Below are 13181 nucleotides of genomic sequence, written 5' to 3' on the forward strand. Positions count from 1 at the left end.
GCCAGGCACTTCAAGGTGTTAACGCATGTTGCCGGTGTGACCGAGTGAATAACGCCCCGGCTGCGGCCAGACGGTCAGGCCGTGAGGCTCCATCCCTACCTTTATCGAACGCGTCATCCCGGTAGCGGTGTCTATTGCATACACCACATCATCGAACCGGCCGGACAACCACAGGGTCTTGCCATCCGCACTGACATTACCCATATCCGGGCTGCCGCCCCCGGCGATCGGCCAGGTATGGACGACTTGCTTTGTCTCAAAATCAATCACGGACACGCTGCCCGGACCGCGGCGTGCGCCATGAACGCGATGCGAGCCGCGATTCGCGACGTAGAGATACTTGCCATCGCGACTCGGATACAAGCCGTGCGTACCGATACCGGTGGCAATAAAGCCGACCTTGGTGAACGCATTGCCATCGACGACAAACACGCCATCGGCCATCATATCGGCCACATAGAACACACGGCCATCTGGCGAGACGCGAATATCCTGCGGCATGCCTCCCTTGTTCAATTCGAGGTAGCCGACGACCTTGCGATTCGCCATATCGATTTTCGCTAGTTTGCCGCCAAATTCACAGGTGAACAGTGCGTACTTTCCGTCGATCGAGAAGTCCGCGTGGTTGATACCCTTGCACTCCGGCACCTCCAGACTCGACTGCAACGCCATGGTATGTGCATCGCGGAAGTCCAGTCGTGCGTGCGCCTCCGCGACAACGATGGCTTGCTTGCCATCCGGTGTGAAATACATATTGTACGGATCGTCCACCGCCACGGACGCACCCGGCTTGCCGGTAACCGGATCGATCGGCGTCAAGCTGCCGTCGTTGTGTCCTTCCGCATTGTTGGCCACCCACAGCGTCTTCAAATCGTAGGCTGGAACCACGTGCTGTGGGCTGCGCCCAACCTTGAACTTGTCGACGACGCGAAAAGTTTCTGGATCGATCACATAAACGTCGTCAGAGCGCAGGTTTGGCACATAGACGCGCGGCAATGCCGACTTGACCGTCGGGCTCATGTCGCTCGACGTCGTGTCGCTGTAAAGATTGTTGGGGTCCGTGACCGGCATCATGCCCGAAATGGTTTGAATCGGCGTGGGCGAGCCATTCGTCGCGGCGGCGGGCCCCTTGCCCGAATCAGCGGCGTGGGCCACCACCGCCACACTCAACGACGCGGCCAGCGCCGTAATGACCGCTCGGGCGATGCGTGAATTTTGCAAAGACATAAACGAATTCCGGTGGATCAATATCAGGGATCGCGCGATGCGGGCCGCTCCGCGCAATCACATTTCAAGCCTAGCATCGTACGCGCCGTGCGGCGCCGCGCTATCCCCACATTTTTTGATACCGCACAACACAGCGTCGACGTCGCCCTCACTGCGCCTCTCGGATGGCCGCGACGGTGTTCGAAACGATTGCATCGACACCCAACTGACCCAATGCCGCGGTAGCACGACGCGGATCGCCGCCATACACACCATCTGCCGTCCCCGGCTTTGGCGCTGTTCGCATTGCCTCGGAGCGCACCATCGACGGCGCAACCGCCATCTGCAACGCGGCGTCGGCCAACCCAGCATGGGTGCCGATCTCGTCGTCGCGGAAGCCCTTGGCACGGAGGATGGCATTAAATCCCTCGGAGCTTGTTTGATAATAGGTCTCCGGCACCAAAGCACGCGCCTTACCGCCCGCCCACTCGCGATTCAATTGCGCCACGACCTTGCGAACATCGCCTTGGTAACCGCCGTGATCGCCGAGGAACACAATGCGCGTGAACCCATGCACCTTGAAGCTGTTCGCCGCGGCAACCAGCGTTTTCTCGAACACATCATCCGGCACCGTGATAGTCCCTGGAAACCGCATATGCGACGTCGGCGGCGCATAGCCGCCTTCCGGCACATAGGCAATCACCGGTGCGACCAGCGCATTACCCAACGTGCGCGCGATACGCTCGGACAGTATCCCGACCCGTACGTCGTGCTTTCCAACGGCGATATACGGACCACTCTGTTCGGTACCACCGATTGGAATCAGTACCGTGGTCCGGCCAGCGCTCACCGCGTCGCGGATCTCGGGCCATGTCATTTGTTCGACCCGCACCTCGTCCGATCTCGCCGAAGCAGCCTGGCCGTTTGCTGCCCCGCCTCCGTTGGCGGACCGCGCGGGCTGCAAGGCACTACCTAACGCCAGCACGCACATCGCCACTACGGCGGGCAACCTTGAAATCTTTCTCACTTTTGCAGTCTTCTTCGACACGTTGCGCCCTCAAGTCGACGATCGTTCGAGCGAATATGCCGGACGCGTCGGATGTTGGTTCCTGCGCCGCAAGTCTATCGACTTAGTCGACACAAGACAAATCGAACTCCCGGCCCCGATGCCGCCTGTCCGACGTCGTGACCTCGTGCATTATAGACACACGTGGCCACGCGCTTTTCCACAGTAGCTTCATAGACAATCGTTGTGCAGGGCGTCGACGCATCTGATAATGCATGCCTTGATAGCGGGGAACGAAACCGATGGACCCGGAAGACTTGCAACGCCTGGTGACGACACGCATGCCATTTGGCAAATACAAGGATCGGGTAATAGCGGATCTACCTGGTGCTTATCTGGCGTGGTTCGGACGTGAGGGTTTCCCGCCCGGCCAGATCGGCCGACTGCTCGCGCTGATGCACGAAATCGATCACAACAATCTGCGCACGTTGCTGCAACCGTTACGTCGCTAATCAATCAGGCTGCTGGCAAGGCGACAAGGGCAATCGCCTTTGTATTGGCCGCCGCGAGCGCCGCCGCTGTTGCCGTGAAAAAACAGCTGCGACGGCTATCATGCGCGCCGCCGCCCCGACGCACATTGCATGCGCCGCTAGTGCGATCCTGCGATCATTCCTCGGACGTCACCGTCTTGACGGCGTCCCACTTGCCGCCTGTCACCTTGTATAAAGTGGTCTTCGCGTGGCGCAGGTCACCGTACTGGTTGAACGTGATATGTCCCAGCACGCTATCGAAGGACAATTTCGCGATGGCCGGTCCAAACACCTTCGGATCCGTGGAGTTCGCAGCCTTCATCCCTTCGATCACAACCCATGCTGATTGGTAGGCAAACACGGCATAGCCGACCGAATCCCCCTGGTACTTGGTACGGAATGCCGTCAGGAATTTCTGTCCTTCCGGCGTCTTGTTCAATTGCGCGCCTTGCTCGAAGGCGTACATCCCTTCCGCCGCGTCGCCAGCCAGCGTCAGGAACTTCGCATTCGCAAAGCTCGCACCTGCCATCAATGCGCCCTTGTAGCCCAATTGGCGGGCTTGCTTGACGAACATCGAACCCTGTGGCGCAAGGCCTGCAAAGAAGATCAAATCGGCGCGTTTACCTTTCAGCGACGTCAAGACCGCACGGAAGTCAACATCCTGGTCACCGATATACTCATGCGCCACCATGTTGCCGCCATCGGCCTTCACGGCTTTCTCAAACTCCTCGGCAAGACCTTGACCATAGGCGGTACGGTCATCGACCACCGCAATGCGCTTTAAATGCAGTTCTTTCACCGCATAATCGGAAGCCGCGGTCGCAACGGTGTTGTCGGTACCGTACGGGCGATACAGTAGCTTATACCCATGCTTCGAAATGCCGGGATTGGATGCCGACGGGACGATTTCAGGGATACCAGCCTTATCATAGTAGGACGACGCGGCAATCGTTGGACCGGAGCCATAATGGCCAACCACCGCTACCACTTTCTGGTCGACAAGACGATTGGCGCCTTGCACAGCAACACGCGGATCACCCTGGTCATCCTGCGCAATCAGTTCGAACGTAATCGTCTTGCCGCCGATAACCAGATGCTGCGCGTTTGCTTCATCCAGCGCCAATTGAGCACCCTGCTCCTGATCCTTGCCGTAGTTCGCCAACGGCCCAGTCAACGGCCCGTTGTATCCGATCTTCACGGTCTCGGTACTTTGCGCATGGGCCGTCATCGGCAGTGCAGTACCCGCTACCCAGGCCAACAGCGCGACGGACACGGTCCGACGCGCGCGCCGTCCCATGCTCGTGCAGCGTGCCATTACGCTCATCGCCTGACTCCGTTCCATCTCATCCCGTGCTTCCATGCAATACTCCAGACCAAGTGTGATAAGGCTAGGGCGAAGGACGCCTGTCTATACGCAACAATGTCACGCCGTCCAGCAGATGCCTGAATCTTCAGGCCTGCCGGACAGCAAACGATAAGGCTGTTAATGACTCCGATCACGCCGCCCGCATCAGACAATATGCTTTCAATATTCTTATAACAATGTCTGTCAAATTTACGTGTGGCGAACATCGCCTAACGTATGCCCATCCGCATCGACCGCGCCGGACTTTGTAGCGATCTACCAACTTCGCAGGGTTTGCATCTAGGTTGATCGGCCAAATGTCACGGGCGATCATCCCGCATCCACGCTATCTCGGCTGTCGCGTGACTGTCCGTCGCCAGCAACCAAATCGCGTTTTTTGATCATCGTGAAAATTTGTCTGATCAAAAAAAGACTTACAGTATGCAATTTGAATAGACAACCCAGTGAGTAGCGGAATGAAGCAGATCGACATCAACTCGGATATGGGAGAGGGTTTTGGCATCTATCGTGTTGGAGACGACGCCGCGATGCTGGACATTGCCACCACGGCCAACCTGGCTTGCGGCTATCATGCAGGCGATCCGTCGATCATGACGGCTATTTGCCGCACTGCGAAAATCAAGGGGGTGGCAGTTGGCGCGCATCCAGGCTATCCCGACCTATGGGGTTTTGGCCGGCGCAATATGCCATTCACGAAGGACGAGACGATGGCATTGCTTGCCTACCAGATCGGCGCATGCGACGCGATAGCGCGATCCGTGGGGTACCAGATGACGCACGTGAAAACGCACGGCGCGGTGGGTCATGTGATCGCCAATGATCCGGAAATGGCGGAAGCGTTCGCGCTGACGGTGCGGCGCATCAATCCCGAATTACGCATTGCGGTGATGTCCTGCACATTGCTAGAAGACGCAGTCGTGGCGGCGGGCTTGCCGATTTTGCGGGAGTTGTACGCGGATCGAGCCTATCTGGATGATGGCAGGCTGATGCCGCGCAACCGCGCAGGCGCGGTGATCCATGACGCGGAAGACGGTGCTCGTCGCGCGGTCGCAATGCTCGAAGCCGGTGGCATCATCACCGAATCCGGCAAGATCTTGCCTGTGGCAGCGGATTCGATCTGCATTCACGGCGATACCCCGGGCGCACTGGATATGGCCCGCGCGGTCAAGGCGCGGGTGATCGAGGCCGGCTGGAAAGTGCGGCCATACACCGCGGCCTGAAAGACTCCCGAGCCGCGCAATGGCCCGCTCCGCCCGACTGGCTAACGTCACCCGCCACTGCTTCGTCCCCACTATTTTGGAACAGCCGTTTCCGATGCTGCACGCATCAGACGTAAAAACCACGTAACGAGGCCAATTTGGGGACTGGAAAGACTCGTTTCGCGCGCTTTACCGCCGCTGTCCGCACCAAACTTGACGCCTCGCCGTACCGTGGCGCACGATCCTTACGCACGCGTGAAGCGTCCTCTTACCGTAACATTCCCTTTTGTCATGAAAACGCTTGCTGTCGAACCACTCACCCGCGACGTCTTCGCACCCTTCGGCGATGTCATCGCATTGGAAGGGGCGCGCCAGATTCCCATTAATCTGGGTACGACCATCCGTTTTCACGACCTCGCGAAAGTCGATGTCGAAGAGGCGGGTGGCCGTACCGCCATCAACCTATTCCGTGGCCAGCCCCGGACCTTGCCCTTCGAGATAAAGATGATGGAGCGTCATCCCCTCGGCAGTCAGGCATTCATTCCCTTGACCAAGGCGCGCTACCTGGTCGTGGTCGCACCGGCCGGCCCCCTCGATCCGTCGCGGATCCGCGCTTTTGCCAGCAGTGGCTGGCAAGGAGTGAACTATGCGAAGGGAGTCTGGCACCATCCGCTGCTGGCACTTCCGGGAACCACGGACTTCATCGTCGTTGACCGGGTTGGCGATGGCTTGAACCTGAACGAACAGGATTTGGATGTGCCGATATGGGTAACGATGCCTGACGCTTGATCGGCCGAAATCCAGGGAATCGGCTGAAATTCAAGATAAACTGCCATACATCCATCCGTCGTTGAACCGTGATGTCTGTCTCTGCCCACGCCACACCCGCACCAGCCTTTCCTGATGAAGATGCACGCGTCGCGCTGCTACAACGCCTGAATCTGCTGGACACGCCGCCCGAGGAGACGTTTGATCGCGTGACGCGGTTGGCGTCGATCATTGCCGGCACCCCCATGGCAATGGTGACCCTGGTCGACAACGAACGTCAGTGGTTCAAGTCCAGCGTTGGCATAGAATCAAAGCACACGCCGCGCGATATCGGGTTCTGTCCCCACGCGATGGTCAGCGATGACCTGTTCGTGGTGCCCGATGCCGAAAATGACCCGCGGTTCCAGCACAATCCGCTCGTTACCGACAGCCCGCATATTCGCTTCTACGCCGGCATGCCATTGCGTTCATCGCAAGGGCATGCGCTGGGCACCCTGTGCGTCATCGACACCAAGGCTCGACAACTGACGTCCGAACAGGAAGAAGCGTTACGAGACCTTGCCGCGATTGTCCGGCGGGAATTGCTGCAGCGCGAGGCCACGGTGATGTCACAGTCGATGCAACGCGCCGAGGGTCGTGCGCTGGAAGAATCGAGCGCAGTTCTGCACGCCACGTTTCACCAGGCAGCGGTCGGGATGGTCGTGCTAGGAATGGATGGACGTCTGCAGCAATTAAATCAGCGCTTTGCATCGATGCTCGGCTATACGGTAGAGCAGTTGCAAGGCAAGCATTTCAGTGAATTCACGGATGCCGACGACGTTGCATTGGCGGCGGCGGATACGGCCCGTATGCAGAGCGGCGCCATCAGTTCATATTCACGTGAACGGCGCTATCGCCGGCGCAATGGCGAATATGTCTGGGTCAATGTGACGGTTGCGTTGGCCCGCACGTCGGATACGCAACCGCTGCACTATATCTCCGTCGTCGAAGACATTTCGGAACGCAAACGAAGTGACGATGCCCTGGCGGAACTACGCGCGGAACTGGAAGCGCGTGTGGAGCAACGTACGGCCGAATTGAAAGCGGTAAACACCGACCTTGCCCATGTCGTAGCCGAACGCGATCGGACGATTGCGGCACGACGACTGATCGAGGAGGCGTTGCGCACCAGTCGTGAAACATTGCAGACGATCACGGACAATCTGCCGGTTCTGATCGGTGATATCGATGTGGATCTCCGTTATCGATTCACCAACGCCACATATGGCGAGGTCTTCCACTGCGACGCCTCGCAGTTGCCGGGACGACGTGTCGCGGACGTCGTCCGGCCGGACCTGATGGCCCGGCTCGCCCCGATGTTAGAGCGCGTGCTGGCCGGGGAACGCGTCGTTAACGAGAACGTCGTCTATGACGAGGCCTCCGGCCGTGTATGGAGCGCGACCTACATCCCCCACTATAAACACGACGTGATCAACGGCTTCTATGTCGTCAGCTATGACGTAACCGAACGCAAACGCCTCGAGTCGTCGCTGACGGAGCAGGCATTGCAAGACCCATTGACGCTGTTGCCAAACCGTCGTGCCTTACTTGCACATGTCAGCGATGCTATCGCTGACAGTGCACCACTGGCCATCCTGTTTCTCGACCTTGACGGCTTCAAACGCGTCAACGATCTTTACGGACACGAGAGCGGCGATGTGCTGTTGACAAGAGTGGCCGACCGATTGCGCGCGACGGTACGCGCCAGTGACGTGGTTTCCAGGTTGGCAGGCGATGAATTCGTGCTGGTGCTACATGCGTTAAACACGCACCACCTCGTCGCCGCCGATGCGCGACGCGTGGCAAGCGGTCTGATCGAAGCGCTGAATGTGCCGGTCGATATCGGCACGCACCAAGTGCGCATTGGTGCAAGCATCGGCATTGCCTATTACACCGGGCGACCTACGCGCCCGATCACGGCGAAAGGCTTACTCACCTGCGCCGACCTAGCCATGTACGAGGCGAAAGCGTCGGGCAAAAACACCGTTCGCCTGGCAAACGAAGATCGTGTGCTCGCCCACGCGCCGCGCACGCATGACGAGACGGCAGGTTGAACCTCGTCATGTGTCCGATTGCGCGACGCTGCGCGTGTTGGCCACCCTCAACCCAGCGTTCGGGCCGTAACACCCAGGTCTCGCCAGTGCTCCGGATGGCAGGTGAATAGAAGAATCTGGTGCCGCGTTCCGGCATCGAACAACGCTCGCTTCATCTGCGCGAGGCGTATCTCGTCGCTGTGTACCAATGCATCGTCCAGCATCAGCAAGGTCGGATGCCCGGCCTCCCGCAACAAGTCGGCGTAGGCAAGGCGCGTGAGAACACCTAATTGCTCGCGCGCGCCGAAACTCAATGCGTCGACATCGGCCTGCTCGTCACCCGCACCCGGTGGTACCCCGCTGGCGTCGCCGACTGCGTCACCGATATGACGATATCGTTCCCGCACCAATGTCACGGGTTGCATTTGCGCATCCAGCATTAATGCCGCGCCTGGGAACAGCAATGACAGGTAATGCTGAAGATAACGTTGCAATGGCGCCTGCAACCGCTGTACCAATGCCCTCTGTTTGTCGCGGAGCAACATCAGCAAATAATCGAGCGCCGATGCCCGCCGCCGCATCTCGTCGCGGCGACGTTCCGCCTCGGCCAAGGCCCGTGCAACATCGGCGGCCAACTCATCAAGCCCCTGTGCACCCGCAGCCTCCAGCGATACTTCCAATTTCAGCAGCGCCTTGCCTCGCGCATCGTGTTGCAGAGCGTGTTGCTCCGCACTGCGCGCGAAACGCGCGATATCCTGGCGCAGAATGTCCGGCCGCGCCTGCGCGATTTCACGCTCCTGTTGGGCAATGCCATCCTGCAGTGTGCGGGCCTGCGCCAATGCGTCAGTCAATTGCCGGGCGATGGCCGTGACCCGCGCTTCACGGTCTGGGGCCTCTAGCGCCGACTGCGCCTGCTGCCGCTCGCGCTGCGCGGCCTCGGCCCCTGACTGAGCCTGCGCAGCCAGCAGTCGCGCATCATGCCACTGCCGCGTGATCCGCTCCATCTGCAGCCGCGCATCCGACTGCGCGGCAACTTGCATCGCTGCCTCCGCTTCAAGCGTAGCGACGTCCGCCATGAGATCGGCGTTGGCGTTGGCGTTGGCGTTGGCGTTGGCGTTGGCGTTGGCGTTGGCGTTGGCGTTGGCGTTCATGGTGACGGCGATATCTTGCGTCACATCAACATACGCCTCGATACCAGAGGGCGGTGTCCGCAAACGATCAGCGCTGTCGCGCAAGGCGTGATGGGCATCACGCAACGCCTCCACGCCTTGCGGCGCCAGGGCGTGGAGCGCCGCTTTCGCTGCCTGCAGATCCGCCTGGGCAATACGCGACGCCTCACGGCGTTCACGTGCCGCGTCCAGATCAGTCAACCCGTGTACGGCCAATAACGCATCGTGTACGCCCTGCAATGCCGCTTCGTCTCGCGCCATTGTTGTCAGGTCGGCTCCCCCAGGAACAATTTCAAGACGACCGATATCCGGGATAACGATTGTCTTCGCGGACAGCAACAACTGCTCACCATCTCCGCTGAGCGCGAGGTCGCCTATTTGCAGCGTGGCGCCGGGAAGCAACGCATGCCGCACACGCGTGGCCGCCACTTCGCGTCGCACCCGAAGATCTCGCAAAGCGTCACGTTGTTGCTGAAGCGTCGCCAGCACCCCGTCGTCGATGGCAAGCGCCGATGCGGCGGTCTGGCATGCGCGTACCCATGTTTGGGCATCCTCCGCCTGCTCCAACTGATGTTTGGCCTTCTCCGCCGACGCAATGGCATCGTCACGTTGACGCCACCATTGCAGCGCGCGCAGCCGGCCCTGCAAGCGGGTGACCTGTCGATCCGCCTGGTCCAGCGTTGCTTCAGCTTGCTCACGGCGAGCGGCGCATTGCTTCAATACGGCATCGGCCTCGGCGCGCTTTTCTGCTGCCATCGCTTCCGTGGTCTGCCGCAGTTCAAACGCGCTGCGTTGCGCGTCAAATGCTTCGCGCTGTTCGCGCAGCAAGTCGATCCGCGCATTACATTGCTCCCAATGTCGACGCGACTCCTGCAATGCCTGCGTCAACGCATCCACCCCGGCGAGCTGCTGTTCCGCATCCCGCTGCCGCGCACGCAACGCTTGCCAAGGCTGCGCCGCGCTGTCTTCGGCATGGGCACGACGCAATGCGCTTAGCGCATCGACTTGCTGGCGATACGTCGCGATCTGCCGCGCCAGGGTCTCGCGTTGTTCGGATAGGACCTGATACCGCGCGATGGCTTCCGCATACGCACCGCGGGGCGCCCCGGTAGTTGGTGTCAGCAATATATTACGCTCCGCTTCCACCTGCGCCGTCACCGCGTCAGCGCCCGTACTCGATAGCGCGTCCAGGTTGCCCTGCAACACGCTTCGCAGATGATCGGTCGCATAAGTGATGGCCTCCCGAAAGGCTTGCCCGCTACCTTGCTGAATCCAGAGCAAGCCAGGCACCCCCCACTGCGGCGCATCACTCGCGCCGCGCGAAGCATAATGAAACCCAAGCAATTCGGCCAGTTTATCTTCCGCGGACGCACCATCGAGCGTTGTTGCAGCAAGCCGAGTGCCAACGTGGGCGATCGATGTCTCGCCAATACGTAGCATGCAGCGCTTACGTTGCAAAAACCGCTTCGACAATGCATAGGATCGACCGTCGATCTCGAAGTCGATATCGATTTCCGGCGCGGCGGCACTGTCACCCCACGGTCGTAGGTCTTCAACCCCATTTGATCGATGCCGTTCCAAAAAGGCCGCGCGGATAGCGGCGACCACCGTACTCTTACCTGCTTCGTTTGGGCCACTAAACAGATTGATACCATTGTCCAGGTCTCGCAGTTCCAAAGGCTGCCGGAACTGCCGAACCTGTTCGAGGCGAATGCGTTGCAGTTTCATTGACGATCCTCGCCAGGCTGCAGCATTCCGGCCAGCAGCACGAGGGCATCGTGCGCGCATTCGGCTTTCTCTACATCGGGCTGTTCTTGCACATCGCGTAACGTCGCGATCACGTCGCCCAGATAGCCATCCGCATGAAGAGCGGCGATGTCCTCCGCCGTGGGCTGCAAGCGCAGAGCGCGCATATCGGCGGTCACGCTGCGGGCGCGCCCTTGCGCGCGATCCAGTGCACGCTGCAGTCGTTGCTGCCCGGCCAGGTCAACCTGCCCCGCCACCTGGTATTGCACGACATCATTGGCCTGCAACGCGGCGACATCTTGCAGCAACGCATCGAGATCACTGTCGACCTGTAAGGAAGCGGCATGGGCGCGCCAGCGATATTGCGTGAACGGCAACGGTACGACCGTCGGCAGCTCGCGACGCGCCGTGCCGGCACGCGGCACATGGTTGTCGGCCGGCGCCGCGGCCCAGGACACCAATAATATTTGTCCAGAGTCGTTGGCGCGGAAGCGATCCGTTTCCGGTGTGCCGCTATACCAAGTGCGGGCATCGATACGGCGCGTACCGTGCCAATCCCCCAATGCCAGGTAGTCCAACGCCGCCTGGTCAGCGCGATCCGGTGCGATCGGGTTACTCGAATCGATATCATCGGCAAGGATGCCCTGCACGCTACCGTGTGCCAGCCCGATGCGCCACCACCCTGGCGGTGTGTCGGCCTGGGCGAACCACTCAGTCAGGTCATGATGCGTATGGCGTTGCGTCAGCGGTGCCGGCAGAATCGCCATGCGCAACGGTTCGAACAAATGAACGCGTGGCGTCAGACAAAGATGCACGTTGTCGGGAACACAGCCTAAGCGTTGCGCACGCGACCAGATGGATTCGGACAGCGCCGCATCATGGTTACCCGGCAACATCAACCAGGGGCCGGAAAATGCCGCGAGGCTATGGAACAAGCGATGGATCGTGCGATCACTGAGTCCTTGCGCATCGAACACGTCGCCCGCGACCAGCACGGCGTCCACTTCTTCCGCCTGCGCATGCCGCGCAATACGCTCCACTACCTGAAAACGGGCCTCGACCAACATAACGCCGTCTTCAGTCGGGAAGTTGTTGTATGGCTTGCCGATTTGCCAATCCGCCGTATGCAGAAGGCGCAACCCGCGTCGACTGTCAGTGACGGCGACCTGATCCGCAGCGGGTTCCGGCGAGGTTGGCGTGCCGGCCCGCGTCGTCGCGGCGGGTGGCGCGGCATCCGGCGCCATGGCAGCTGCGTCAAACCAATCGGTGGGGCCCACAGTATCGGGCGTATCGAACATCGGCATGGGGTCCAGGCAAAACGCGAAAGAAATGACAAAAGACAAAAGACAAAACGGCGACGGCGCCGGTCGTCATGTTACCAGCCGCGCGCCCACTACCTGCCATGCTGGTCAGACCGATCCCCTCACCGTACAATGCTTTTCCGAAACTTTATCGAGATGGCCGCATGTCGACTGAATGGACTTTTCGTTTGGCGAAACCTGACGATACCGATGCCATCGTGGCCTTGATGCAATCGGCGTATCGAGGTGAATCCGGAAAACAAGGTTGGACGACGGAGTCTGATCTACTGGATGGTCAGCGAACCGACGCGGCCGAAGTCCTCGAAACCATCACCAATGCCGACAGCGTCGTCATCGTCGCATTTGCATCGACACCGACGGGGCCCCGTTTGGTGGCAACCTGTAACACCGCCCGCGACGCGGTTGCTTCGGCAGCCTATTTCGGCGCGTTTGCCGTCGCGCCGGACTTGCAGGCACGCGGACTCGGAAAGCGTATGTTAGAGCAAGCCGAAAAGCATGCGCGTCAAGCCTGGGGAGTGGACACGATGCGACTGTGCGTTTTACATACCCGTGAGGAACTGATTGCGTTCTATCGGCGTCGAGGCTATGTGCCCACCGGCGAAACCGGACCGTTCCCCTATGGACAGCCGCGCTTTGGTATTCCAAAAGTTCAGGGACTTATGTTTCTCTGGCTATCGAAAACTTTACCTTGACTGATTTAAAAACACTCGTTTGAATAAATCGAAGTAATCCACTAATGCTGCACTATATTTGATCGTCCCCCTTCACTAGTGTCATTCCGAGTCGTTAATCGCGAT

General features: G+C 59.8%; 10 protein-coding genes. 5 read left to right on the forward strand and 5 right to left on the reverse strand.

What is annotated here, in order from left to right; translation table 11 throughout:
• Positions 1–18: 18 nt before the first annotated feature.
• Positions 19–1227 carry a YncE family protein gene (locus SJQ66_RS01670; RefSeq protein WP_024903656.1) on the reverse strand — a complete coding sequence of 403 codons (1209 nt, stop codon included), beginning with the start codon at positions 1225–1227 and terminating at the stop codon, positions 19–21.
• Positions 1228–1375: 148 nt separating this feature from the next.
• Positions 1376–2233: a creatininase family protein gene (locus tag SJQ66_RS01675; RefSeq protein ID WP_253464586.1), complete on the reverse strand. Its 858-nt coding sequence runs from the start codon at positions 2231–2233 to the stop codon at positions 1376–1378.
• Positions 2234–2514: 281 nt separating this feature from the next.
• On the opposite strand from SJQ66_RS01675, the gene SJQ66_RS01680 reads away from it, so the two are divergent.
• A complete protein-coding gene (locus SJQ66_RS01680; protein ID WP_024903655.1) occupies positions 2515–2724 on the forward strand; it encodes a DUF3820 family protein in 210 nt (69 codons plus the stop codon).
• A 154-nt stretch (positions 2725–2878) separates the two neighbouring features.
• On the opposite strand, the gene SJQ66_RS01685 is transcribed toward SJQ66_RS01680, so the two are convergent.
• Entirely contained in the window at positions 2879–4102 is a 1224-nt protein-coding gene (locus SJQ66_RS01685; protein WP_236693589.1) for a branched-chain amino acid ABC transporter substrate-binding protein, read from the reverse strand.
• A gap of 461 nt (positions 4103–4563) precedes the next feature.
• On the opposite strand from SJQ66_RS01685, the gene SJQ66_RS01690 reads away from it, so the two are divergent.
• The 3 genes from SJQ66_RS01690 (at position 4564) to SJQ66_RS01700 (ending at position 8168) form a co-directional block, all read left to right on the forward strand.
• On the forward strand, positions 4564–5328 hold the full coding sequence (locus SJQ66_RS01690) for a LamB/YcsF family protein (protein ID WP_024903653.1): 765 nt from the start codon (positions 4564–4566) through the stop codon (positions 5326–5328).
• 270 nt (positions 5329–5598) lie between these two features.
• On the forward strand, positions 5599–6096 hold the full coding sequence (locus tag SJQ66_RS01695) for an ureidoglycolate lyase (protein WP_036010049.1): 498 nt from the start codon (positions 5599–5601) through the stop codon (positions 6094–6096).
• A gap of 71 nt (positions 6097–6167) precedes the next feature.
• A complete protein-coding gene (locus SJQ66_RS01700) occupies positions 6168–8168 on the forward strand; it encodes a sensor domain-containing diguanylate cyclase (RefSeq protein WP_024903652.1) in 2001 nt (666 codons plus the stop codon).
• Positions 8169–8215: 47 nt separating this feature from the next.
• On the opposite strand, the gene SJQ66_RS01705 is transcribed toward SJQ66_RS01700, so the two are convergent.
• Positions 8216–11044 carry an AAA family ATPase gene (locus tag SJQ66_RS01705; RefSeq protein WP_320533791.1) on the reverse strand — a complete coding sequence of 943 codons (2829 nt, stop codon included), beginning with the start codon at positions 11042–11044 and terminating at the stop codon, positions 8216–8218.
• On the reverse strand, positions 11041–12360 hold the full coding sequence (locus SJQ66_RS01710; RefSeq protein ID WP_313905201.1) for a metallophosphoesterase family protein: 1320 nt from the start codon (positions 12358–12360) through the stop codon (positions 11041–11043). The genes SJQ66_RS01705 and SJQ66_RS01710 overlap by 4 nt, the downstream gene beginning before the upstream one ends.
• A 167-nt stretch (positions 12361–12527) precedes the next feature.
• On the opposite strand from SJQ66_RS01710, the gene SJQ66_RS01715 reads away from it, so the two are divergent.
• Positions 12528–13076, forward strand: coding sequence for a GNAT family N-acetyltransferase (locus SJQ66_RS01715; protein ID WP_320533792.1), 549 nt, complete (start codon positions 12528–12530; stop codon positions 13074–13076).
• Positions 13077–13181: the final 105 nt, after the last annotated feature.

Source organism: Robbsia andropogonis, assembly GCF_034047095.1.
GTDB classification, from domain to species: Bacteria; Pseudomonadota; Gammaproteobacteria; order Burkholderiales; family Burkholderiaceae; genus Robbsia; species Robbsia andropogonis.

Coding starts and splice junctions, on each gene's coding strand:
- SJQ66_RS01670 (WP_024903656.1), bottom strand. CDS start 1,227: ATGTCTTTGCAAAATTCACGCATCGCCCGAGCGGTCATTACGGCGCTG.
- SJQ66_RS01700 (WP_024903652.1), top strand. CDS start 6,168: ATGTCTGTCTCTGCCCACGCCACACCCGCACCAGCCTTTCCTGATGAA.
- SJQ66_RS01710 (WP_313905201.1), bottom strand. CDS start 12,360: ATGTTCGATACGCCCGATACTGTGGGCCCCACCGATTGGTTTGACGCA.
- SJQ66_RS01685 (WP_236693589.1), bottom strand. CDS start 4,102: ATGGAAGCACGGGATGAGATGGAACGGAGTCAGGCGATGAGCGTAATG.
- SJQ66_RS01690 (WP_024903653.1), top strand. CDS start 4,564: ATGAAGCAGATCGACATCAACTCGGATATGGGAGAGGGTTTTGGCATC.
- SJQ66_RS01695 (WP_036010049.1), top strand. CDS start 5,599: ATGAAAACGCTTGCTGTCGAACCACTCACCCGCGACGTCTTCGCACCC.
- SJQ66_RS01715 (WP_320533792.1), top strand. CDS start 12,528: ATGTCGACTGAATGGACTTTTCGTTTGGCGAAACCTGACGATACCGAT.
- SJQ66_RS01680 (WP_024903655.1), top strand. CDS start 2,515: ATGGACCCGGAAGACTTGCAACGCCTGGTGACGACACGCATGCCATTT.
- SJQ66_RS01705 (WP_320533791.1), bottom strand. CDS start 11,044: ATGAAACTGCAACGCATTCGCCTCGAACAGGTTCGGCAGTTCCGGCAG.